This is a genomic window from Streptomyces sp. NPDC020597, assembly GCF_044335095.1.
Taxonomy (GTDB): Bacteria; Actinomycetota; Actinomycetes; order Streptomycetales; family Streptomycetaceae; genus Streptomyces.
Genome location: NZ_JBIRUL010000037.1, coordinates 45,453 through 67,857, shown reverse-complemented (window position 1 = coordinate 67,857; position 22,405 = coordinate 45,453). Strand labels below are relative to the sequence as shown.

The window sequence follows — 22,405 nt, the reverse complement described above, 5'->3', positions numbered from 1 at the left end:
ACACCATGGTCATCGGCTACCGACCAGCGTGAGTACTCGAGCCTTCACTCACACCAGACCCGTGACCTGCGCAATCACGATGCACGCAACTCATTCGTGTCCCCGACGGAGGTAGTCCTGACGCAGTTCTCGAACGAAGGAAACCAGTTCGCCGCAGCTGCGGACTTCGTCGTCGGGAGTCAGTGACATGCAACGAAAGTACCTTGCGCCTCGCGCCTCAGAGCGCTTGACGAGCAATAGGAGCATCAACGACCCGGCGCCAGGAGGACTGGCCTACGAGGTTCCATCAAGCGGTGGTCCACCTCAGCTCCCCGGGTTCGGCCATCCATGAAGACGCCTTGCCGAACGGCTTGTCCTGCGGCGACGACAGCACAACGGGCGTACAGGAACCCGTCGGCGGACTACGGGAAGGGCCTGCCGGTCCGCCCCGTCATGTCGGCAACGGGAAGCATCCCGAACTACTCTTGGTCCAGGCGGTAGAGCGCCTCAGCATGTCGTTCCGCGAAGCGGATGATGTCGGGGACGGAACGGCGGCTCAGCTCCTCGGTCAGGCGCCGGCAGCTCGCCTGCGTGGCTTTGCCGTTCAGGGTGGCTGTCAGCGCCCAGAAGGCAGCCGATGTCATTCTCACTGGCGCAGGATGCCAGAGCCGTCTGACATCAACGGGGCCTGCTCGGTGGGGAGGGCGGTGCCACAGGTCTGCGGGCTGCGTGCATCGGCGGCCGTCGTGGGGCCCAGGTTGCCGACGGAGTGCCGCCACGTACGACTCCGGTGCGTGGCGGCCGTACTCCGCTTCTCGATGCCCGTCGGGATCAGGGACAGCGACAGCGACGCTCCCCTCGGCGATGAGCCGCTCGACGGGATCAGTCGCCTTCGCGCGCCGTGCCCGGGCGTTCTCGCCGGCGCGCTTCCCGTAGTGCGGTGTGGGTCTGGAAGACGACGTCGATCAGCAAGGACAGGGCTGTCAGGGCGTCGATCAGCGTATTCAGGGTCTCCACGGGTGTCGTTCCGTCCTTTCCTTCTGCCTGCGGCGGCGGTCACTTCGACCGCCGTGCGACCAATTGGCGCTGATCGGGCCCGGGGATCCCAGCAGGGTGGAAAATGAGGGACACAGGAAGACGTCGCGGGACGGGCGTGGACGAACCAGCGTGTACGGGGGCGGCGAAGCGTGACGGAGGAGTCTCAGGGCGGCCTGTCGCCGGTGGCGCAATTCGCGGCATGGCTGGTCGAGTTGAAGGTCCGCAGCGGTGATCCCACCCTGGAGCGGTTGTCGAGGCTGAGCGGTGAGGTGCCGCGTGGGCATCAGGTGCCGAAGTCGACGTTGGGGAAGGCGCTTCAGGGCCGGAGTCTGCCGTCGCTGGATGTCGCGGTGGCCATCGCCCAGGCCTGCGTCCTGCACGCCGGCGGGACCGGCACGGCGTTGTCGGCCGTCCGGAAGGAGTGCGCGGACCGCTGGTTTCAGGCGAACTCGTCCCTGCAGGTGGCGAAGATCAGCCGTCATGCGGCGGGAGAGCCGCTCAAGGATTCCGATCGTCGTGCGGCGCTTCAGCAGCATTCCGAGGCCGAGGAGGCGTTCCTCGCCAAGTACTACCCGTGCATGACGGCGTCGCTGGACCGGATGGAGCTCTTCGGGGTCACCCTGCGCCAGCAGGATTTCAGCTATCGGATGAGTACCTCGTACATCAGCCTCAGCGCGGTGCAGCACGACTCGCAGTCCCGATGGCACCTCCAGGCTGCTCCCGCGCCGGCCTCGGGCAAGGACGGTGACAGGGGACCGCTGCGGGTGGAGGACGCCGTTGCGCGTTCCCGGCGTGTTCTGATCCGGGGAGACGCCGGGTCGGGCAAGACGACCCTGTTGAAATGGATCGCCGTCGGCGCCATGAACAGCACGCTGCCGGCGCCCATGGCGATGTGGAACCGGGCTGTGCCCTTCTTCATCCCGTTGCGGCATTTCACCAGGGAACTGCCCACGCCGGAGCAGTTCCTGGACTACGCGGCGCGGACCCTGGCCGCCGGCGCACCGCAGAACTTCGTACGGAACACGCTCGACTCCGGCCATGCCATTCTGCTGATCGACGGAGTGGACGAGCTGCCCAGCACGCGGCGGGGCGAAGTCCGGGACTGGCTGCGCGAGCTGACGAGCAGCTACGAGAAGTGCCGCTACGTGATCACGTCCCGGCAGGCGGCCATCGGCAGCGGGTGGCTGGCCGACACGGGGTTTCTGTCCTTGGAGCTCACACCCATGAGCCTGTCGGACCAGAACCTGTTCATCTCGCACTGGCACGACACCATGCGGTCGGCCGTGAGCGACGAGCAGGAGCGGGTTCGGCTGCGGGAGCACGAGAAGGCCCTCGTGCGGAGCATGGCCGAGCGCCGTGAGTTACGCCGGCTCGGGAGCAACCCCCTGCTGTGCGCGCTGCTGTGCGCACTGCACTGGGACCGGGAGATGCACCTCCCGAGCGACCGGCTGAAGCTGTTCGAGGCGGCCCTGGAGATGCTGCTCGTGCGACGCGATCAGCAGCGGAACATCGCCGGGGACACGGACGTCGTCCGCCTCAGCAGCGGGGTCCAGGAGCTGATCCTGAGGAAGCTCGCGTACTGGATGATCCGCAACGACTTCACCGAGGTCGCCGTGGAGCAGATGACAGAGCGGGTGGGGAGTTATCTGCGGGAGACCCCGGACAGCACACTCGACCCGGCTGCCGTCACCCAGCACCTCCTCGTCCGTACCGGGCTGCTGCGCGCTCCCGCCGTCGGCCGCGTCGACTTCGTGCACCGTACGTTCCAGGAGTATCTGGCCGCGGACCAGATACTCAACGACGACGACCTCGGCTTCCTGATCAGGCACGCCCACGAGGACCTGTGGCAGGACGTCGTCGTGATGGCCTCCGGACGGGCACGCGACTCGGAGCGCAACCAGCTCGTCAAGGCGCTGCTGAAGCGCGCTCGCAGGGACAGAACCCATCGCGTGCGGTTGATCGTGCTGGCGGTCGACTGTGCGGGGAGCGCGCCGTCGCTGGCCGCCGACCTGCGTCGGGAGACACAGGCGCGGGCGCAGGAACTGATCCCTCCGCAGGACCGGAAACAGGCGGAGGCGCTGGCCTGTCTCGGCGAGGTGGCGCTGGATCAGATGCCCGAGCCGGGAGCCGGCCTGGGAGCGCATGAGCTGCAGGCGATCCTGCACACCTGTCGGCTCGTCGGCGGCACGGCCGCCATGCGCGTCCTGGCCGGGTACGGCAGGTACTTCGACCGGACCATCGAGCGTCCGCTGATCGAGATGTGGCGCGATTTCGACCGCGGCGAGTACGCCCGCGTGGTGCTGTCCGCTCTGTCGGAGATCGACTCGCTCACCGTGGACGCGGAGTTGCTGCCCCACCTGTCGGGTGTCCACAACCTCGTCCGGCTTCGGATCGACGGGCCCGTGCCGGGTTACGAGGTGGTCGAGCGACTGGAGGGCCTGGAGGAGCTGACACTGGTGAATCCGGCGCCCGAGCTGAGCGGTTTCTCGGCGCCTGCGGGACTGCGGTCGCTCTCCGTCATCGGTCGCGTCGGACACGGGACGCTTCAGCGGCTCCTCCTGCCTTCCGCCGAAAAGCTGCATCTGGAGATCAAGGGCTCGAGTCGCTCCTCCACGTCGTGGTCGCTGGTCTCGGGAATGCCCGAGGTCACCCGCCGGTCCCTCACCGAGATGACGACGGACTGCCCGCTGTCCCAGATCGAAGTGGAGCGGCTGAGCACGGACTTTCCCGCCCTCAGAGCACTTTCAGTGCGGCCGGACTACATTTCCAGCATCGACCAGATCACTTTCTTCCTGGAACGTCTCAAGGAGCACACGGACGTCACCACGTTCCGGATCTCCGTCGCCGACCCAGACGATCTGCGAGGTCAGCTCGCGCAGTCCACGTTCGTGCACTGGAAGAGCACGAACAACCTCGACAGCGCCATCAGGAGATGCGAGGTCGCCTTCACCCGACGCTCGCAGGGGTGACGGGACGGGTGACGGGGGACGGTCCATCGGCGTCGGGGCTTCGTCCGGACCCGGCGACCCGGGTCAGTCGAAGAGGGACAGGACTCCGAGCACCCAGACGGCGAGGAACGCGAGCGCGCCCGCCAGGCAACCGACGCCTGCCAGCACCCCGCCGACCGACCAGGACCCGGGGGGCGTCTCGGCCCCCTCCTCCGGGACGCCCCGGTAGGAGGCGGGGTCGTCCCAGGCGACGGGGTGCCCCAGCTGCTCGGCACAGGCGGTCCGCACCGCGGCCAACTGCCCCTGCGCGAAGGGGGTGGCGGCCGTCGCCTCCGGGCCGCACCAGGCGAGGGCCTTCATGCGTCCCCCGGGAGACCCGTACCGCAGCTCGAAGGCGGCGGTCTCGCCGGCGTCGCGGTCCTCGTCGAGGTACATCCAGCGGCCGGCCTGCGCGGCGTCGCCGTAGAGCCGGTACACCTCGGCCAGCCGTCGGCGCAGCGTCAGGTCGTACGGGAAGGACGAGACGAGACCGCGCAGGCGCTGGCGCGCGACGGGAACCCGGCCGGCGGCCAGGTCTGCGTCGACTCGGGCAAGGGTCTCTCTCAGGGTCATGGACAGATGATCGAATGCGGGGTGACCTGTGTCGAACCGATTTTCGCGCTCACGGGTGGGGGCGAACGGGGCAGGCCCCCCGCGGGTGCGTGGGGGGCCTGTGCGTGGGCGTGCGTGTGTGGGCCGGTGGGTCGTGGGAGGGGTTATCGGACGTCGACGTAGTCGCCGGCGGCGGCCACGGCCGGGGCGGTCGACGTGCCGGCGAACCTGTAGCGGAAGTAGCCGTCCTGGGTCGCCTTGACCGTCGTCTTCAGGGAGCCCGTCGCGGACGACGTCACCGTCTTGACGTTGGTGTAGGTGCTGGAGTTCTTCTTGCGGAACTGCAGGATCACCTTCTGCCTGGCGTAGCCCGCGTACTTGTTGGTGTTCCAGTCGGCCCGCGACAGCACACCGGTGACCGTGATGGTCTTGCCCTTCCTGACGGGCTCGGGCGTGGCGTTCGTCGTGAGCCGCGCGTCGCGCTGCACCCGGAACGTGGTGGCCGCGTCCCGGTGGATGTAGTCGTAGTCGTTCGCGGAGACCAGCGTGCCGAGCTTCCAGGTGCCCGCCGCGCTGTTGCCGACGAAGCCGGTGGCCGCCGTCGGGTCGAACGTCAGCGTGCCCGTGCACGTCGACGTGGTGGCGCTCTTCTTGACGCAGGTGATGTCGTCGTCCCAGACCTGCGCGAAGTTCGGCGTCGGACCGAAGGCGCTGATGTACGTGGTCTTGGCGATGCCGGAGTCGTCCGTCGCCGTCACGGAGACCTTGGCGGACACCACCCTGGTCGTACCGACCACGACCGGCTTGCCGCCGTTGACGACGACCTTGTCGATCCTGATGTCGCCCGCGCCGCCGTCCGTCGCCTGGGCGGCGGTGGCGCCGGTCGTGGTGGCGACCAGCGCGATGCCGGTGCCGAGCAGAGCAAGGCGCATGGTTGCGCGCATGAGTGTTTCCCCCTGAGTCGGTGAATCAGGGGGGATCCTATGGCTTTGGCCAACGGTTCAGCACATCGTTTTCGCCGTGGATACAAGGGAGTTGACCCGGTCGGGTTCCTCCGGAGCGCGGTCCGCCGCTCAGGCCGCCTCGGCGCGGACCCGGCCCGAGGCGACGGCGTGGAGCAGCGCCTGGTGGTCGGACTCGTTCTGGTCGGCGTAGAGCTCGGCGAACGTGGCCAGGGCGCGGTCGAAGACGTCGCCGGAGCCCAGGTAGGCGGCGATCGCGATGCGGTCGCCGGAGCGGGCGTGGGCGCGGGCAAGGGTGGCGCCGCAGAGCCGCCCGAAGAGGGACATCCGCTTCGGCGACATGTTCTCCGGCACGGCGATGCCCTTCCAGTCCCGCAGCTGGCGGACGTAGAAGTCGCGGCGACGGCCGTCGAGACCGGTGGTGCGTTCCCAGCCCAGGAAGATGTCGCTGGTCGCCTGCATCAACCGCTGGCCGGCGACCACGCGCTCGCCCTGGGTGGAGTGGTCGGCGGCGCCGGCGTACGGGGCGAGCACCGACTCGTCGGCCTCCTTCGCCTGCAGGAAGAGGGGATCGTCGTCGTCCTTGCCGAGCAGCAGCACGATCCAGCAGCGGGTGCCCACACTGCCCACGCCGACCACCTTGCGGGCGATGTCGGCGACGCGGTAGCCCTGCAGGAGGAACCGGCGGTCGGACTGCAGGGACCTTGTGTATCCGCTGACGATCTTGCCGATCTCCCGCTCCAGCACGTCGCTCTCGGCGCTCGGCAGCAGGTCGGCCAGCCGCACCAGGAGCGGCGGGTCGTTCGCGATCCTCCGTCGGCCGTCGACGGTGTGCGTGAGTTTCGCGACGACCTGCAGGTTGTCGTGCTGGCGGGCCCGTTCCCTGGCCTGCCGCCAGCGTTCGCGGTTCTTGGCGCCGAGCTCCGGAGCGTACGTCTCCTGCAGTTCGTCCGCCTCGAAGCGGCTGTACCAGACCTCGAGGTTGCCCATCTCCGCGAAGCCGCGCATCCGTTCGCGGTAGGCGTGCACGGCCGACCGGACCACCGACGCCCGCTCCTTGGCGCTGAAGCCGTTCGCCCGGCCCGCGATGACGAGACTGGCCGCCAGCCGCTTGACGTCCCACTCCCAGGGGCCGGGAAGCGTCTCGTCGAAGTCGTTGATGTCGAACATCAGACGGCGTTCCGGGGAGGCCAGCAGCCGGAAGTTGAGCATGTGCGCGTCACCGCACAGCTGGACCCGGATGCCGGTGCGCGGAGTCTCCGCCAGGTCCGCCGCCATGATGGCGGCGGCGCCCCGGTAGAAGCGGAACGGCGACTCGCTCATCCGCCCGTAGCGGATCGGCACGAGTTCGGGGACCCGCTGCGCGGACTGCGCCTCGATGACGTCCACCGGGTCGGTGCGCTTCGGCGGCGGTGTGAACTCGGCGTGTGCGGACCTCGGCACGTCGGCCCTCGCGGCCCTGCCGCGCTCGGCCCGCTCCCTCGGGGTGCGGTGACGCCGGTCGTCGTGGCCGTTGCGGGTCGTGCTGCTCTCGCTCATCTCAGACGCTCCACACGGGGCTCGTGGGCCGTTGACGGAAGAGAAGGGGAGGGGCGGGGACGGGAGGAAGGAATGGAGAGAGGGTGCTTTCTGCCGGCTGTCGGCCCATCGGCGCGAGCGGGTGGGGAGGACAGTGGGCCGGACGGGTCGCCGGCGCGCCCGTCCTCCAACGTATCGCCGCACCGGGCCTGCGGCGACTCGGCGGCCGAGCGCCCAGGGAGACGCGCTGTGTCGACCCGACCACGCCAGGACAGTGATCCCGATCACAACGGCGGGGCAGCTGAGAAGGAGGCTCCCGCCGGACCAGCCGCCTTGTTAGCCTTGGCCATAGCCCGGTCGCTGGTGCATCCCCCGTCGCCAGCGGCCGGGTCTTTCATGTGCCCGCCACCGCCAGCCAGTGAGCGATCCGGCGCAGCGTCGCCTCGTCGACGTGGTCGACCAGGGTGCGGACGGCGGCCAGGTCCTGCGCCGCGAGGTCGTAGAGGCCGGCCTTGCCCAGACCCGCCATGATCACTTGGTGCCGGCGGTCCTCCATGCGTTCCACGTGCCGGGCGTGCCCCGCGCCGCCCGGCTCCGCCGCCGCGCCGGCCGCAGGGACCGCCGAGGCCTCCGCCGCCGTCGACGACGCGTCCGGGGTCGCCGACGTGACCGGGACTGCCGACGTGAGCGGGGTCGCGGGAGCCGGGTCGTCGAACCGGGCCCAGCCCCCGTTCTCCCCGGGGCCCCACAGGTCGACGGCCGCCTCCTCGCCCCGGGCGCGCACGACCTGGGTCATCTCGCCGATCGCGTACAGCACGGGCGTGCGGTCAGGGGACTCGGCGGCCGAGCGCCAGGACGCCGAGGGCGCGTGGTGGAACAGGGCCACCCAGCGGGGCGGGCCCGGCGGCTGCGGACTACGGGGAGGACGCGTCGAACGGGTCTGCATGGCGCTCACCCTTCCGTAACGGCGCCGCACGGCACGGCGCTGACGGGCACGAACGTGCACAGCAGGGGGACCATAACTGACGGCCCGTCAGCTCACCAGACGCACAGCGCCTCGGACACTCACCAGACGCACAGCGCCTCGGACGCTCACCAGACGCACAGCACCTCAGGCGCTCACCGGACGCAGGGCCGGGGTGTCGCACCGTCCGCGCCCTCGTGGGCGAGCGTCGCCTCCCGGCGGTCGTTGCAGCGCGGGAGCGGGGCGTCGCCGGCGGCCGGGTGCCGCTGGTGGGCCTGGAGGGCGGCGCTGACCAGCGTCATGAGCAGGTCGATGTCCGTCTCGCACTCCAGGCGGACGGTCACCCAGTGCGAGCCCGGTTGCAGCCGGATCGCGGTGGAGTGTCTGAGGTCGCTCTCGAACCGGCGGATCGCACGGGCCGTGAGATGCAGGTCGACGCTGCGGGCGGAGTGGAAGTGCACGATCTCCGCCCCGGCCGAGCGCAGTGCCCGGCCGGTGCCGCAGCTGGGCCGGTCCTCCGCGAGGTCCCGCCAGTTCACCAGTCGTGCCATGGCACGCAAGGCCGCCGTCATGGCCCCATCATGCGGCGCTCACCGCCCGGCCACCAGGGGTTGCGGAAGGGTTCGCCGAGCCGGGCGGTCAAGGATTCCTCCGGACGATCCCCCGGGTGTCCCGGCGGCCACGCTCAGTTGTTCCAGGACTCGTCATAAGGGTCGCGCGGGGTCGGGACCGGACGCGCGTCCTTCACCTCGAGGAAGGGGATCGGGCCGCCGTTGACCGGGTCGCGGACGACGCGGGGCGTGTAGACGCCGGTGACGGCCAGCCAGGTGTCCGGCTGGAGGACCGGCGGGATGCGGCCGGTCAGGCCGACCTTGACCGGCTGCGCGTCGGCCGCACAGCAGTTGAGGGCCATGCGGACCAGGTAGGGGGTGCCCTCGTGGTCCACGGCCACGAAACCGGTCAGCCGGACCGTGCGGCCGGCGAGGGTGCGGCCGTGGTCGTAGACGGCGCGGCCCGCGTAGTCGACCACGCTCAACGGCAGCGGGTCGGCCGCGGACAGCGACGGATAGGCCAGGGGCTCCTGCAGGGCCGTGCCGGTGCGGGTCGCGCTGTACGAGCCCAGGGCCGGCGGGGCGACGAGGATCAGCGCGAGGAGCGGGAGGATCAGCAGCCAGGAGACGCGCGGCTCCGGGTGCGCATGGCCCTCCCCGTGGCCGCCGCCGGCCCGGCGGCGCTCGTACCACGCCGTCGCCAGCGCCGTGACGATCAGGACCGCGCCGGCCGCCAGCAACAGCGGGCGCAGGCCCGCCTTGACGTACCGCAGGTACAGGTCGGTGGCGCCGGCGTGCAACAGGGCCGCGCCGAGGAGGAACAGCACGGCCGACTGCGCCTGTCGGTTCACAGCAGCACCCATCCCGTCAGGACCGCCGACGCGATGGCCAGCGCGAAGGTCGCCGGGGCGAAGCGCAGCGCGAAGCCCCGGCCGAACGTGCCCGCCTGCATCGCGAACAGCTTGAGGTCGATCATCGGGCCGACCACCAGGAACGCGAGCCTGGCGGTGAGGGAGAACTGGGTGAGGGACGCGGCGACGAACGCGTCCGCCTCCGAGCAGATGGAGAGGACCACCGCCAGCACGGCGAGCGTCAGGACGGCGAGCGCCGGGTTGTCGGCCGCGGTGCGCAGCCAGCTCTGCGGGGCGACGGCCTTCAGGGTCGCCGCCGCCATCGCGCCCACGACCAGGAAGCCGCCCGCGTGCATCACGTCGTGCCGGACCGAGTCCCAGAACGCGGCCCCCCTGCTCTCCCCCTCGTGCGGCGCGTGGGCCGGCAGCCGCAGCCAGTCGGTGCGTCCGAGGCGCTGCCACAGCCAGCCCATCGTGCACGCCGCGACCAGGCTGGCCACGAAACGGGCCAGCACCATTTCCGGATCGCGCGGGAAGGCCACGGCCGTCGCCGTCAGCACGATCGGGTTGATCGCCGGGGCGGAGAGGAGGAACGCGAGGGCCGCGGCCGGCGTCACGCCCCGGCGGACGAGGGCGCCGGCCACCGGGACCGAGGCGCACTCGCAGCCCGGCAGCACCGCACCCGCCACCCCGGCCACCGGGACGGCGAGCGCCGGCCGGGACGGCAGGGCGCGGGCGAAGAAGGAGGGCGGCACGTAGACCGCGATCGCCGCCGACAGCAGTACCCCCAGCACCAGGAACGGCAGCGCCTGCACCACCACCGCCACGAACACCGTCGTCCAGCTCTGCATCACGGGCGCGGACAGCGCACGGCGGATCGGGCTCTGCAGCAGCACCATGAGGAGCAGCAGCATGGTCAGGACGAGGGGCGAGGTCAGGCGTTTCGTCCCGGGGTCCTCCGGGGTGCGCTCGCCCGTGGGCGGGGCCGTTTCGACGATGGCCACGGGTCGGGCACCTCCGGGTTCCGTGTGCGTGCTGCCGCCGGTCGCGGTTCCCGGCATGTCCCTGCCGCCGCTGCCCGGCCCGCGCCTGCTGCCTGTTTCTGGCATTCCCTCCCCTTTCCTACGGATCTCCGGCACCCGGTGTTCACCGGCTGCGTGGAACCCCGCGTACCGGTGAGGCAGTCTTCTCCGTCGTGGGGAGCCTTCCGAATCAGGGTCAGCCGCAGGGCGCCGCGGGCGCGCACATGGTGGTGTGCGGGGACGACGGCCTGGCGCACCGGCTCGCCGCCGAGCTGCGGGGCGTGTACGAGGAACAGGTCACGCTCGTCGTGCCGCCCTCCGAGCGGGCGGTGCGGCCGCCGGTCGTCGGGCGGGCCCGGGCGGTGTCGGCGGCGTTGCTCGACCGGGTGGTGAGCGCGGCCGTCAACCGGGCGGCGGCCGGCGGCGCGCCCGCCGCGTCCGGCGCGCCGGACGAAGCCGCCGCCGGGCAGCGGACGTTGGAGGCCGTCGAGGCCACGGAGACGGTGCTCGCCGAGGCCGGCGTGGAGCGGGCCGCCGCCCTGGCGCTGGTGTACGACGACGACGAGACCAACATCCGCGCCGCCCTCACCGCGCGCCGGCTGAACCCGCGGCTTCGGCTCGTCCTGCGGCTCTACAACCGGCGGTTGGGCCAGCACATCGAGGAACTCCTCGACCAGGCGGCCGCGTTGGCCGCCGCAGGGGACCCGGGCTCCGGGGACGCGGGGCGCGGCGGGCACGCGGGGTACGCCGGCGGCGACGCGTCGACCACCGTGCTGTCCGACGCCGACACCGCCGCGCCCGCGCTCGTCGCGACCGCCGTCGTCGGCACCAGCAAGGTCGTCCAGACGAACGGGCTGCTGCTGCGGGCCGTCGAACGGCCGCCGTACGGTCCGGGCGAGGCCGGTGAGCCGGGGCGCCCCACGCTCGCGTTGCTGTCCGCGAACGGCGGCGACCCGGCCTTCGCGGACGGTTCCGAGACCAGCGGCGACCAGGGGCCGCTGCTGCTGCCCGACGCGGCCGCGGTACGGGAGGCGGCGGCGACCGGCAGGCGCGGGTCGGTCGTGCTGGAGCAGGTCGCCTACTCCGCGGGGCCCACGCCGCCGTCCGGGCGGGGGGTCGGGGTGCGGGCGCCGCTCGCCTCGCTGTTCTCCCGGCGGCTGCGGTGGTCGCTGGCCGGCCTGGTCGGCTGTGTGTTCGCGCTGGCGGTGGCTCTGTGGCTGGTGACCGGGATCCATCCGCTGGGCGCGCTGTACCTCACGCTGCTGGACCTGTTCGCCGTCAACGACCCGGCCATCGGGGCCTCCACCGAGCGGCAGGTCCTGCAGCTGCTGTCCGGACTGATGGGGTTGCTGCTGCTGCCGGTGCTGCTGGCGGCGGTGCTGGAGGCGCTCGGGACCTTCCGCGGCGCGGGCTCGCTGCGGCGGCCGCCCCGGGGGCTCGGCGGGCATGTCGTGCTGCTCGGCCTCGGGAAGATCGGCACCCGTGTGCTGACCCGGCTGCGGGAGCTGAACATCCCGGTCGTGTGCGTCGAGGCCGGGCCCGAGGCGCGGGGGCTGGCGGTGGCGCGGCGGCTGCGGGTGCCGGTGGTGCTGGGGGACGTCACGCAGGAAGGGGTGCTGGAGGCGGCGAAGATCCACCGGGCGCACGCGCTGCTCGCGGTCACCAGCTCCGACACCACGAATCTGGAGGCGGCCCTGTACGCGCGGTCGTTGCGGCCCGAGCTGGGGGTGGTGCTGCGGCTGTACGACGACGACTTCGCGACCGCCGTGTACCGCACCCTGCGGGCCGCCCACCCGCAGGCGCTGACCCGCAGCCGGAGCGTGTCGCACCTCGCGGCGCCGTCGTTCGCGGGGGCCATGATGGGGCGGCAGATCCTGGGGGCGATCCCGGTGGAGCGGCGGGTGCTGCTGTTCGCCGCACTGGACGTGGCCGGACACGCGCAGCTGGAGGGCAGGACCGTCGGGGAGGCGTTCCGGCCGGGGTACTGGCGGGTGCTGGCGCTGGACTCCGGGCGGGGGCGGAGCGGGGCGGGCGTGGGTGAGGGCGGGGCCGGCGGCGGTGCGGGCGGGGCGTCGGGGCTGGTGTGGGATCTGCCGGACACGTATGTGCTGCGGGGGGTGGATCGGGTGGTGCTGGCTGCGACCCGGCGGGGGCTGGCGGAGTTGGTGCGGCGGCGGCGAGGGGGTTCGGGGGCGTAGGCCCACGGTCCCTTCTTCCTTCCGGTCGGCGGGGCCGGCTCCCCCCTGGGGGGTGTCGGCTCCGCCCGGGGTGTCGGCTCCGCCGACCGGGCTTCTCGCCCCCGCCGCCCCTTCCCGTCCCGTCCCGTCCCGTCCCGTCCTCGGGGGCTCCGCTCCCGGGCCCCCGCTCCTCAAACGCCGGAGGGGCTGAATTTCAGGCTCGGTTCAACGCCGGGGGCTGGGGGTGGTCAGCGTAGGTGTTTTTCGGCGAAATCCAGTTCCAGGCGTACCTGTTTGATGCGCTCGTCGACGACCAGGGAGCCGTGGCCGGCGTCGTAGCGGTACACCTCGTGCACCGCTCCGCGGGCCTTGAGGCGCTCGACGTAGTTGTCGATCTGGCGGATGGGGCAGCGGGGGTCGTTCACGCCGGCCGAGATGTAGACGGGGGCCCGCACCTTGTCGACGTACGTCAGCGGGGACGAGGCCTCGAAGCGTTCCGGGACCTCCTCCGGGGTGCCGCCGAGCAGCGTGCGGTCCATCGCCTTCAGGGCCTCCATCTCGTCGTGGTAGGCCGTGACGTAGTCGGCGACGGGGACGGCCGCGATGCCCACGGTCCACGCGTCCGGCTGGACGCCGAGACCCAGCAGGGTGAGGTAGCCGCCCCAGGACCCGCCGGTGAGGATCAGCCGGGAGGGGTCGGCCAGGCCCGAGCCCACCGCCCACTCCCGCACCGCCTCGATGTCCTCCAGCTCGATCAGGCCCACCCGGTGCTTCAGGGCGTCCGTCCAGGCCCGGCCGTATCCCGTGGAGCCGCGGTAGTTGATCCGCACGACCGCGTAGCCGTGGTCCACCCAGGCGGCCGGCGCGGCCGCGAAGGCGTCGCTGTCGTGCCAGGTCGGGCCGCCGTGGATGTCGAAGACGGTGGGCAGCGGGCCGTCGGCGCCCGCCGGCTGCTGCACCAGGGCGTGGATGCGGCCGCCGGGGCCCTCCACCCACACGTCTCGCACCGGGACCGAGCCCGGGGACTTCGTGCCGGGCGGGTCGAGGACCACGCCTCCGGCGGTCGAGCGGACGGCCGGCGGCTGCGCGGCCGACGACCACAGGTACTCCACGCTGCCGTCCGGCCGGGCGGTCGCCCCGGAGACGGTGCCGGGCGGGGTCGGGATCCGCTCCAGCCGCGCGCTCGCCAGGTCGTAGCGGAACAGCTCGCTGCGCGCCTCGAAGCTGTGGGCGACGAGCAGGCCCGACCCGTCGGGATACCACTCGGCGCTGACGTCACCCGGCAGGTCCAGGGCCAGGTCCGTCTGCGAACCGGTGGCCACGTCCCAGACCAGGGGCTCCCAGCGGCCGCGGCGCTGGTGGCCGATCAGCAGCCGGGTGTCGCCGTCGACCGGTGCGAAGCCCAGCACCTCCAGGCCCAGCTCCTCGGCGCCGCCCCGGGTGTCGTCCAGCTCGGCGACCGTGGTGCCGTCCGGGCGCAGGACGCGCAGCGCCGAGTGCATCGCGTCGCCGTGCTCGGTGTGCTCCAGGGCGATCAGCGAGCCGTCGTGGGAGAGGTCGCCCACGCCCGCCGACTCACGGTGGCGGTACAGCTCGAAGGGGGGCTCACCGACCCGTGCGACGTGGATCGTGGTGCCCTCCTCGTCCGTGGAGCGGCCGACGATCGCCGTGCGGCCGTCGCGGCCGAGGGCCAGGCCGGCCGGGTAGGAGGCGTCCAGGCCCGGTGCGGCCAGTTCGTCCTCGCCGCCCTCGAAGCGCTGACGGCGCCAGACGCCGAACTCGTCGCCGTCCTTGTCGTCGAACCACCAGATCCAGGCGCCGTCCGGGGAGAGCACGCCGTCCGTCGTGCCGTTGGCCCGGTTGGTCACCTGGCGCTGGTCGCCCGTGGCGCGGTCCCAGGCGTACAGCTCGTAGGTCCCGGTCGCGTTCGACACGAAAAGGGAGTGGTCGGGGGCGTCCTCGGCCCAGTCGGGCAGGGAGACGCGCGCGGCGCGGAACCGCTGCTCCCAGGCCGGCGTCTCCTCGTACGGCTCGGGTGCGTCGGACCCGTTGCTCTCAGTCATGGCCCCATATTGCCCCTCCGCGCAGGCAATGAGACGCCGCGGTCGTCACCGTGTGCACGACTTCCCACCGACTTCCCACCTGTTTTCCACCCCCGGGCCTCACCCCCGCCCGGCGGGGGGCCGCGTCCGCCCCGTACCGTGGACGGCGTGTACCGGTTCCTGCTGACGCCCCGCTGGTGGGGGATCAACCTCTTCGTGCTGCTGGCCATCCCCTTCTGCCTGTTCATGGGGTCGTGGCAGCTGAGCCGGTTCGAGTCGCGGGTGGACGGTCATCGCGAGGCGAAGGCGCAGGCCGCCTCGGCCCGTACGGAAGCGGCTCGTCCGCTGGCGGAGCTGCTTCCCGTGGACCAGGAGACCTCCGGCAGGCAGGTCACCGCCCGTGGACGCTACGGCGACCAGCTGCTCGTGCCGGGGCGGGAACTGGACGGCCGCGACGGCTTCTACGTGCTGACCCTGCTGCGCACGGACGCCGGAAAGGCGCTGCCCGTGGTGCGCGGCTGGCTGCCCGGCGCCGCCGACGCCGCGAAGGCCCCGGCCGCGCCCTCCGGCGAGGTCACCGTCACCGGCGCGCTGCAGGCCTCCGAGCAGCCCGGCGACAACGGGGTGAGCGCCCAAGGCGGCCTGCCGGCCGGGCAGACCGCCGCGATCAGCGCCGCGTCCCTGGTCAACCTGGTGCCGTACGACCTGTACGACGCCTGGATCACCCTCGACCGGGCCGACGCGCCGATGACGACGGTGCCGGTGGGCGCGGCCCCGAACAGCGGGCTCGACCTGAAGGCGTTCCAGAACCTGGGCTACACCGGCGAGTGGTTCGTCTTCGCCGGGTTCGTGGTCTTCATGTGGTTCCGGCTGCTGCGCCGCGAGGTGGAGTTCGCCCGGGACGCGGCTCTCGGGATCGTTGCCGAGGGCGTCGCCGCGCCGGCGGTTCAGGACGAGGCGAGCACGCCCGTCCGGTAGATCGTCCCGGTGCAGGCGTCCGGCACCGTCGCCTTGAGCGTCGGCGCACCGGCCCCGGTCGTGTAGGACACGACGACGCTGCCTTCGGCGGTGCCGGCCGTGCCGTCCTCGGAGAACAGCTGGGCCGAGGTGCCGGAGGTCGTCTCGCCGGGGGTGCCGGCCGGTTCGGAGGGGGTCGGCGACGGGGACGCCGTGCCGCCGCCGTCGCCGCCGCCGGAGCCGCCGGTGGTGGGGCAGGTCTCGGAGGGCGCCCAGGCGAACTTCACCTCGTAGGCGGAGCCGGGCGCGAGGGTGAGCTGCGGGACGTACAGGGAAGGGTCGGGCAGGGCGGCCGCCGCATCCCCCGAGGCGTGCTCCACCACGGAGATCTTCGCGGCGTCGGCGGCGCCCTGGACGTCGAACGACAGGGCGACGACGCCGCGGACGCTGCAGCCGGCGGCGGAGGAGTTCTGCACGCGGAAGGCGCCGTACACGATGCCCGCCGCGTCGGGGACGGCGACGGTGGGCGCGCCGCCCTCGAGCTGGGCCGGGGTGCAGGGGGGTGCGGTCACCGGGGCCGAGGAGGTGGGCCCTGCGCCGCTGGAGGCGGTTCCCGAGGACCCCTTGCCCTGGCCGGAGTCGGTGGCGCCGCCCTTGCCCTGTTCACCGGTGGCGCCGGAGGAGTCGCCGACCTTGCCCGAGGAGCCGCCGTCGGGGTTCTTCCCCTGATCGGCGCCCCCCTGCGCCTGTGAGGCCTGGCCGGCGATCGAAGGGTTGGCGTCGGAGCCGCCCGCGTTCGACACATGGAGCACGGCGGGGACGGCGGTGCCGAGGAAGAGGGCTGCGGCGGCCATGCCGACGGCCGCCTGGCGCTTGCGGGCCCGGCGGACGGGGACGGCTCGCCGCAGGTGGTCCAGGGCGCCGTCGCGCGGCTCCATCTCCTGGACGACGTCGTGGAGCATCCGGCGCAATGCCAGCTCGTCCGAGTCGAGCCCTTCGGGGCCCTGGTCGTCGAGGCGGTGGTTCACGGTTGAGTTCCCAGCGTGCGATGGCTTCGGCTCGTGTGTGCGCGGCGAGGTGGTCGGCTGCCGCCGCGCGGGGGGCTCGTCGCGCTCGTGACCGTCGTGGCCCCCGTGGGGTCCACGCTCTTCGGCTCCGCCGCTCACGCCGGCTCCTCCATGGCTATGCGCAGGGCGGCGATACCGCGCGAGCCGTACGCCTTGACCGAGCCGAGGGAGATGCCGAGGGTCTCGGCGACCTGCGCCTCCGTCATGTCGGCGAAGTAGCGCAGCACGAGGACCTCGCGCTGCCGGCGCTGCAGGCCCTTCATCGCCTTGATCAGCGAGTCGCGCTCCAGCTGGTCGTACGCGCCCTCCTCCGCGCTGGCCATGTCCGGCATCGGCTTGGACAGCAGCTTCAGGCCGAGGATGCGGCGGCGCAGCGCGGAGCGGGAGAGGTTGACGACGGTCTGGCGCAGGTAGGCGAGGGTCTTCTCGGGCTCGCGGACGCGTTTGCGTGCGGAGTGGACGCGGATGAAGGCCTCCTGGACGACGTCCTCGCAGGAGGCGGTGTCGTCGAGGAGGAGGGCGGCGAGACCGAGCAGCGAGCGGTAGTGCGCCCGGTAGGTCTCGGTGAGGTGGTCGACGGTGGTGCCGACGGCCGCCGCGCCTTCGGCCTCTTCCAGGCCGTCGCGCTGACCGGGGACGCGGGTGGGCCGCGCTGCGGGCATGGGCGCGATCACCGGCATGCCGCCGGCCGCGCCGGACGCACGCGGGCGGAGGACGCCGAGCGGCGGCCGCAGGGCCGCGGCGCGGGGCGCCACTGGGAGTTCGAGTACCTCTGCCACGCCAGTTGGACGCACGTCCCCCCTGAGGGGTTGTACGCGTTCGGCGTCACGTTCGCGTCGGCCAAGGTCACGCGTACCCGTCTCATGTGTCCCGCTCTTCCCCTGTGTCCCATAGGAACGGGCGTCCCCTCGCCCGGACCACGCGCCCCCGTGAGCGGCCACCGCGCCCGGGACGCTGTGATCGTTCACATGTCTGCGCACCCCTGAGGGTGACGGCAAAGACGCTCCCCGCCCTGCGCACGGTTGCGCAGAGCGGGGGGAAATCTTCGGATGCGCAAGGTGCCCGATACAAGTGGTTCGGACCGTCGACCGGCTCACATTGCTTGAAAGATCCTACAATTACGACCGGCTGCGATCGGCACCCGTGCCGCAGGCCGGCTCCGCCGCCTCAGGACAGCTCGGCCGCGAGCAGCTCCGCGATCTGGGCTGTGTTCAGCGCGGCCCCCTTGCGCAGGTTGTCGCCGCACACGAACAGCTCCAGCGCCGTCGGGTCGTCGAGGGCCCGCCGCACCCGGCCCACCCAGGTCGGGTCGGTGCCGACCACGTCGGCGGGGGTGGGGAACTCGCCCGCCGCCGGGTTGTCGAAGAGGACGACGCCGGGGGCCGTCGCGATGATCTCGCGGGCGCCCTCGACGGTGACCGCGTCCTGGAAGCGGGCGTGGACGGTGACGGAGTGCCCGGTGACGACCGGGACGCGGACGCAGGTCACGGCCACCGGCAGCTTGGGCAGGCCGAGGATCTTGCGGGTCTCGTCCCGCACCTTCATCTCCTCGGAGGACCAGCCGTCCGCGCGCAGCGACCCCGCCCACGGGACGACGTTCAGCGCCACCGGCTCCGGGAACGGCCCGGTGCGGTCGCCGACGGCCCGCCGCACGTCGCCGGGATGGGTTCCCAGCTCGGTGCCGGCGACCATGGCGATCTGCTCCCGCAGCGTCTCCACCCCGGCCCGGCCGGCCCCGCTGACCGCCTGGTACGAGGACACCACCAGCTCGCGCAGCCCGTACTCGGCGTGCAGCGCGCCCAGGGCGACGATCATCGACAGGGTGGTGCAGTTGGGGTTGGCGACGATCCCGCGCGGCCGGACCCGCACCGCGTGCGCGTTGACCTCGGGCACCACCAGCGGCACCTCCGGGTCCATGCGGAAGGCGCCGGAGTTGTCCACCACGACCGCGCCCCGGGCGGCGGCGACGGGCGCCCACTGCGCCGCGACGTCGTCGGGCACGTCGAACATGGCGACGTCGACCCCGTCGAAGACCTCCTCCGACAGGGCCAGCACCTCGACCTCCTCGCCGCGCACGGCCAGCTTGCGGCCGGCCGAGCGCGCCGAGGCGACGAGTCTGATCTCACCCCAGACGTCGGCCCGCTGGGACAGGATCCGCAGCATGACCGTGCCGACCGCCCCGGTCGCCCCCACGACCGCGAGCGTCGGTCGGCGCGTTGCCGAGATCAACGCCCGGTGCCCCCGTAGACGACGGCCTCGTCGCTGTCGGAGTCGAGCCCGAAGGCGCTGTGCACGGCGCGCACGGCCTCGTTGACGTCGTCGGCGCGGGTCACGACCGAGATGCGGATCTCGGACGTCGAGATGAGCTCGATGTTGACGCCCGCGTCGGACAGGGCCGTGAAGAAGTCCGCCGTGACACCCGGGTTGGTCTTCATGCCCGCGCCGACCAGGGAGATCTTGCCGATCTGGTCGTCGTAGCGCAGCGAGTCGAAGCCGATGCCGGACTTGTTCTTCTCCAGGGCGTCGATGGCCTTGCGGCCCTCGGCCTTGGGCAGCGTGAAGGAGATGTCCGTCAGCCCGGTGGAGGCCGCGGACACGTTCTGCACGATCATGTCGATGTTGATCTCGGCGTCGGAGATCGTGCGGAAGATCGCGGCGGCCTCGCCCGGCTTGTCCGGCACGCCGACGACCGTGACCTTGGCCTCGGAGGTGTCGTGCGCGACACCGGAGATGATGGCCTGCTCCACCGGCTTGTCCCCTTGCTCGATCGGTGCACTGCTGACCCACGTGCCCTCGTGCCCGCTGAAGGACGAGCGGACGTGGATCGGGATGTTGTAGCGGCGGGCGTACTCCACACAGCGGTGGAGCAGCACCTTGGAGCCGGAGGCCGCGAGCTCCAGCATGTCCTCGAAGGCGATCCAGTCGATCTTCCGCGCCTTCTTCACCACACGCGGGTCGGCGGTGAACACGCCGTCCACGTCGGTGTAGATCTCGCACACCTCGGCGTCGAGCGCGGCGGCGAGGGCGACGGCCGTGGTGTCGGACCCGCCGCGCCCGAGCGTGGTGATGTCCTTCTTGTCCTGGCTGACGCCCTGGAACCCGGCGACGATCGCGATGTTGCCCTCGTCCAGCGCGGTCCGGATACGGCCCGGCGTCACGTCGATGATCCGGGCCTTGTTGTGGACCGAGTCGGTGATGACGCCTGCCTGGCTGCCGGTGAACGACTGGGCGCTGTGCCCCAGGTTTTTGATCGCCATCGCCAGCAGGGCCATGGAGATCCGCTCTCCGGCGGTCAGCAGCATGTCGAATTCCCGGCCGCTGGGCATCGGTGACACCTGCTCGGCGAGATCGATCAGCTCGTCCGTCGTGTCGCCCATCGCGGAAACGACGACGACCACCTGGTGGCCGTTCTTCTTCGCTTCCACGATCCGCTTGGCGACGCGCTTGATGCCCTCGGCATCGGCTACGGAGGAGCCTCCGTACTTCTGCACGACAAGGCCCACGTGCGCTCCTCGCTCAGTTTGTCTCTTTCCGCACATACGCCCTTGTACTGCGGTCGGCTCAGTCTAACGAGCGCCCGAAATCCACCTCCGGGATACCGCATGGTGAGATGCCGGCCGGGCGCTGTGGAGGTCCCTGCCCACTCTCGCGCCGGTGATAGCTGTGAATTAAGTTTCAAGGACTAATGTGCGAGCGTGCACGTACTCCTGGTGGAAGACGACGAGCCGGTCGCCGAGTCGCTCCGACGCGGACTGAAGCGGTACGGCTTCGCGGTCGACTGGGTGAGCACCGGCGCCGCCGCCCTCGCCCACCCCGGTCCCTACGACGTGGTCCTGCTGGACCTGGGACTGCCCGACACCGACGGCCTCGACGTCTGCAAGGCGCTGCGCGAGCGCGGCGGAGTGCCGATCATCGTGATCAGCGCCCGCAGCGACGAGACGGACCGGGTGGTCGGCCTGGAGCTCGGCGCCGACGACTACGTGTCCAAGCCGTTCGGGGTGCGCGAGGTCATCGCCCGGATCCGCGCGGTGATGCGGCGCGTGCAGCCGCGCACCGCCGCCGGCGCCCCCGCCGACCGCTACGGTGGCCGCCTCACGATCGACCGCAAGGCGGCCCGCGTCCACGTGGACGGCGCGGAGATCCCGCTCGCGCCGAAGGAGTACGACCTGCTCGCCTTCCTCACCGAGGAGCCGGGCGCGCTGATGTCGCGGGAACAGATCATGGAAGCGGTCTGGGACGCGAACTGGTTCGGCCCGACGAAGACGCTGGACGTGCACGTGGCGGCGCTGCGGCGGAAGTTCGCCGGGGTGGTGGCCATCGCGGCGGTGCGCGGGGTCGGCTTCCGGCTGGAGATCGTCGAGGACGCCGAGTCCGCATGAACCGCCAGCTCATCCGCAGCTACATCCTGCTGGTCGCGGTCGCCATCCTGCTGTTCACGGTGCCGGTCGCCTTCACCCTCACCAAGCAGCTGCGCGACGACACCGAGCTGTCCGTCATGCGCGAGGCCAACACCATGGCGCTGCTGCTGGGCAACGGCGACCGCATCTCGTGCGGAGCGCTGACCGAGGTGGCCGAGGCGTACGGCGAGGGGACCCCCGGCGACGTCCAGGTGACCCCCACCCGCAGCTGCGCCCCGGACCTGCCGGCGCCCGCCCCGGGCGCGGCGCTGACCCGGGCCGTGCGGCACGACGAGCCGACGACCGACTGGGGCTCGGACTTCATCTGGGGCGACCGGCTGACGATCACCGTGCCCGCCCAGGGCGAGGCGGCCGTGCGGATCGTCTACTCCACCTCGGACATGACCCGGCGGCTGTGGAGCATCTGGGGCTTCCGCGCGGGGCTCGCCGTCCTCGTCCTCGGGGCGGCGGCCGCGATCGGCGCGTACGCCGCCCGCCGGATCACCGCACCGCTGCGCGCGCTCAACTCGATGGCGAGCAGGTTCAGCGACGGCGACCTCACCGCGCGCTCCCCGGTGACGGGACCGCCGGAGACCCAGACGCTGGCGCGCACCCTCAACCAGGGCGCGGAACGCCTGGACACCCTGGTCGCCTCGCAGCGCATCTTCGTCGCGGACGCCTCGCACCAGCTGCGGACCCCGCTCACGGCGCTGCGGCTGTCGCTGGACAACATCGCGGACGGGGTGGACGACGAGTTCGTCCGCGAGGACGTGGAGCAGGCCACGGCGGAGGTGGTCCGCATGAGCCGGCTGGTGAACGGCCTGCTGGTGCTGGCCCGCGCCGAGGCCAAGGTGACGGCGGCGGAGCCGCTGCCGTTGAAGGACATCGTGGCCGAACGGCTGACGGTGTGGAGACCGGCCGCCGACGAGCGCGGAGTGACCATCGCGCTCAGGGGGAGTGGTGTCGACGGCCGGCCGTCTGTGCTGGCCAGCCCCGGTCACCTGGACCAGGTGCTGGACAACGTGCTCTCGAACGCCCTGGAGGTGTCGCCGGACGGCGGGCGGATCACCGTCCGGCTGGAGTCCGTGGCGGGCGAAGTGGTCATGTCCGTGGAGGACGAGGGGCCCGGCATGTCGGACGTGGAGAAGTCCCGCGCCTTCGACCGCTTCTGGCGCGGTCAGGGCCTCACCGGGCGCTCCGGGTCGGGGCTCGGCCTCGCCGTCGTCAGACAGCTGGTGACGGACGACGGCGGGACGGTACGCCTCGAGGACGCTCCCGGGGGCGGTCTGCGGGTGTGCTTCACGCTCCGGGCGGCCCCGCGGGCGGGGTGATCCGGGGCGG

The 22,405-nt window shown here is 72.1% G+C and carries 19 protein-coding genes; 5 read left to right on the top strand and 14 right to left on the bottom strand.

The window, feature by feature from the left end:
* Nucleotides 1–458 precede the first annotated feature (458 nt).
* Together ACH4ZA_RS36060 and ACH4ZA_RS36055 are read right to left on the bottom strand one after the other, a co-directional pair.
* On the bottom strand, nt 459–629 hold the full coding sequence (locus ACH4ZA_RS36060; protein WP_319275703.1) for a DUF4240 domain-containing protein: 171 nt from the start codon (nt 627–629) through the stop codon (nt 459–461).
* Between the two features lie 232 nt (nt 630–861).
* Complete coding sequence (locus ACH4ZA_RS36055) at nt 862–996, bottom strand: hypothetical protein (protein WP_319275704.1); 135 nt, start codon at nt 994–996, stop codon at nt 862–864.
* Nucleotides 997–1,166: 170 nt separating this feature from the next.
* Here ACH4ZA_RS36055 and ACH4ZA_RS36050 point away from each other — a divergent pair, with 170 nt between their 5' ends.
* Nucleotides 1,167–3,986 carry an NACHT domain-containing protein gene (locus ACH4ZA_RS36050; protein WP_398433338.1) on the top strand — a complete coding sequence of 940 codons (2,820 nt, stop codon included), beginning with the start codon at nt 1,167–1,169 and terminating at the stop codon, nt 3,984–3,986.
* A 63-nt stretch (nt 3,987–4,049) separates the two neighbouring features.
* Here the strand turns inward: ACH4ZA_RS36050 and ACH4ZA_RS36045 are convergent, their stop codons facing one another.
* The 7 genes from ACH4ZA_RS36045 to ACH4ZA_RS36015 all read right to left on the bottom strand — a co-directional run bounded on the left by ACH4ZA_RS36045 (nt 4,050) and on the right by ACH4ZA_RS36015 (nt 10,406).
* On the bottom strand, nt 4,050–4,577 hold the full coding sequence (locus ACH4ZA_RS36045) for a DUF6584 family protein (RefSeq protein WP_319275708.1): 528 nt from the start codon (nt 4,575–4,577) through the stop codon (nt 4,050–4,052).
* Nucleotides 4,578–4,720: 143 nt separating this feature from the next.
* Complete coding sequence (locus ACH4ZA_RS36040; protein WP_319275710.1) at nt 4,721–5,500, bottom strand: calcium-binding protein; 780 nt, start codon at nt 5,498–5,500, stop codon at nt 4,721–4,723.
* A 129-nt stretch (nt 5,501–5,629) separates the two neighbouring features.
* Nucleotides 5,630–7,057: a DUF2252 domain-containing protein gene (locus ACH4ZA_RS36035; RefSeq protein WP_319275712.1), complete on the bottom strand. Its 1,428-nt coding sequence runs from the start codon at nt 7,055–7,057 to the stop codon at nt 5,630–5,632.
* 373 nt (nt 7,058–7,430) lie between these two features.
* Nucleotides 7,431–7,982, bottom strand: a complete 552-nt coding sequence (locus ACH4ZA_RS36030) for a hypothetical protein (protein WP_398433337.1) — start codon at nt 7,980–7,982, stop codon at nt 7,431–7,433.
* Between the two features lie 173 nt (nt 7,983–8,155).
* A complete protein-coding gene (locus tag ACH4ZA_RS36025) occupies nt 8,156–8,572 on the bottom strand; it encodes a luciferase family protein (protein ID WP_319275716.1) in 417 nt (138 codons plus the stop codon).
* Between the two features lie 113 nt (nt 8,573–8,685).
* On the bottom strand, nt 8,686–9,402 hold the full coding sequence (locus ACH4ZA_RS36020) for a TIGR03943 family putative permease subunit (RefSeq protein WP_319275718.1): 717 nt from the start codon (nt 9,400–9,402) through the stop codon (nt 8,686–8,688).
* Entirely contained in the window at nt 9,399–10,406 is a 1,008-nt protein-coding gene (locus ACH4ZA_RS36015; RefSeq protein ID WP_398433336.1) for a permease, read from the bottom strand. The genes ACH4ZA_RS36020 and ACH4ZA_RS36015 overlap by 4 nt, the downstream gene beginning before the upstream one ends.
* A 242-nt stretch (nt 10,407–10,648) precedes the next feature.
* On the opposite strand from ACH4ZA_RS36015, the gene ACH4ZA_RS36010 reads away from it, so the two are divergent.
* The gene (locus ACH4ZA_RS36010; protein WP_398433341.1) at nt 10,649–12,622 is read left to right on the top strand and encodes an NAD-binding protein; all 1,974 of its coding nucleotides are present in this window, start codon (nt 10,649–10,651) and stop codon (nt 12,620–12,622) included.
* A 227-nt stretch (nt 12,623–12,849) separates the two neighbouring features.
* Here ACH4ZA_RS36010 and ACH4ZA_RS36005 read toward each other — a convergent pair whose 3' ends face one another.
* Nucleotides 12,850–14,664, bottom strand: coding sequence for a prolyl oligopeptidase family serine peptidase (locus tag ACH4ZA_RS36005; RefSeq protein ID WP_398433335.1), 1,815 nt, complete (start codon nt 14,662–14,664; stop codon nt 12,850–12,852).
* Between the two features lie 147 nt (nt 14,665–14,811).
* On the opposite strand from ACH4ZA_RS36005, the gene ACH4ZA_RS36000 reads away from it, so the two are divergent.
* Nucleotides 14,812–15,621: an SURF1 family protein gene (locus ACH4ZA_RS36000; protein ID WP_398433334.1), complete on the top strand. Its 810-nt coding sequence runs from the start codon at nt 14,812–14,814 to the stop codon at nt 15,619–15,621.
* Here ACH4ZA_RS36000 and ACH4ZA_RS35995 read toward each other — a convergent pair.
* The 4 genes from ACH4ZA_RS35995 to ACH4ZA_RS35980 all read right to left on the bottom strand — a co-directional run bounded on the left by ACH4ZA_RS35995 (nt 15,591) and on the right by ACH4ZA_RS35980 (nt 20,170).
* Nucleotides 15,591–16,628: a hypothetical protein gene (locus tag ACH4ZA_RS35995; protein WP_398433333.1), complete on the bottom strand. Its 1,038-nt coding sequence runs from the start codon at nt 16,626–16,628 to the stop codon at nt 15,591–15,593. The two genes, ACH4ZA_RS36000 and ACH4ZA_RS35995, sit on opposite strands and share 31 nt — an antisense overlap.
* 134 nt (nt 16,629–16,762) lie before the next feature.
* Complete coding sequence (locus ACH4ZA_RS35990; protein ID WP_398433332.1) at nt 16,763–17,446, bottom strand: SigE family RNA polymerase sigma factor; 684 nt, start codon at nt 17,444–17,446, stop codon at nt 16,763–16,765.
* Between the two features lie 388 nt (nt 17,447–17,834).
* Nucleotides 17,835–18,893, bottom strand: a complete 1,059-nt coding sequence (locus ACH4ZA_RS35985; RefSeq protein WP_319275990.1) for an aspartate-semialdehyde dehydrogenase — start codon at nt 18,891–18,893, stop codon at nt 17,835–17,837.
* The gene (locus ACH4ZA_RS35980; RefSeq protein WP_107442805.1) at nt 18,893–20,170 is read right to left on the bottom strand and encodes an aspartate kinase; all 1,278 of its coding nucleotides are present in this window, start codon (nt 20,168–20,170) and stop codon (nt 18,893–18,895) included. Before ACH4ZA_RS35980 ends, ACH4ZA_RS35985 begins: the two co-directional genes overlap by 1 nt.
* 192 nt (nt 20,171–20,362) lie before the next feature.
* Here ACH4ZA_RS35980 and ACH4ZA_RS35975 point away from each other — a divergent pair, with 192 nt between their 5' ends.
* Nucleotides 20,363–21,046 carry a response regulator transcription factor gene (locus ACH4ZA_RS35975; RefSeq protein WP_319275730.1) on the top strand — a complete coding sequence of 228 codons (684 nt, stop codon included), beginning with the start codon at nt 20,363–20,365 and terminating at the stop codon, nt 21,044–21,046.
* The gene (locus tag ACH4ZA_RS35970; RefSeq protein ID WP_319275732.1) at nt 21,043–22,395 is read left to right on the top strand and encodes a HAMP domain-containing sensor histidine kinase; all 1,353 of its coding nucleotides are present in this window, start codon (nt 21,043–21,045) and stop codon (nt 22,393–22,395) included. The genes ACH4ZA_RS35975 and ACH4ZA_RS35970 overlap by 4 nt, the downstream gene beginning before the upstream one ends.
* Nucleotides 22,396–22,405: the final 10 nt, after the last annotated feature.

Coding starts and splice junctions, on each gene's coding strand:
- ACH4ZA_RS36005 (WP_398433335.1), bottom strand. CDS start 14,664: ATGACTGAGAGCAACGGGTCCGACGCACCCGAGCCGTACGAGGAGACG.
- ACH4ZA_RS36030 (WP_398433337.1), bottom strand. CDS start 7,982: ATGCAGACCCGTTCGACGCGTCCTCCCCGTAGTCCGCAGCCGCCGGGC.
- ACH4ZA_RS36025 (WP_319275716.1), bottom strand. CDS start 8,572: ATGACGGCGGCCTTGCGTGCCATGGCACGACTGGTGAACTGGCGGGAC.
- ACH4ZA_RS36035 (WP_319275712.1), bottom strand. CDS start 7,057: ATGAGCGAGAGCAGCACGACCCGCAACGGCCACGACGACCGGCGTCAC.
- ACH4ZA_RS36045 (WP_319275708.1), bottom strand. CDS start 4,577: ATGACCCTGAGAGAGACCCTTGCCCGAGTCGACGCAGACCTGGCCGCC.
- ACH4ZA_RS35970 (WP_319275732.1), top strand. CDS start 21,043: ATGAACCGCCAGCTCATCCGCAGCTACATCCTGCTGGTCGCGGTCGCC.
- ACH4ZA_RS36010 (WP_398433341.1), top strand. CDS start 10,649: ATGGTGGTGTGCGGGGACGACGGCCTGGCGCACCGGCTCGCCGCCGAG.
- ACH4ZA_RS36040 (WP_319275710.1), bottom strand. CDS start 5,500: ATGCGCGCAACCATGCGCCTTGCTCTGCTCGGCACCGGCATCGCGCTG.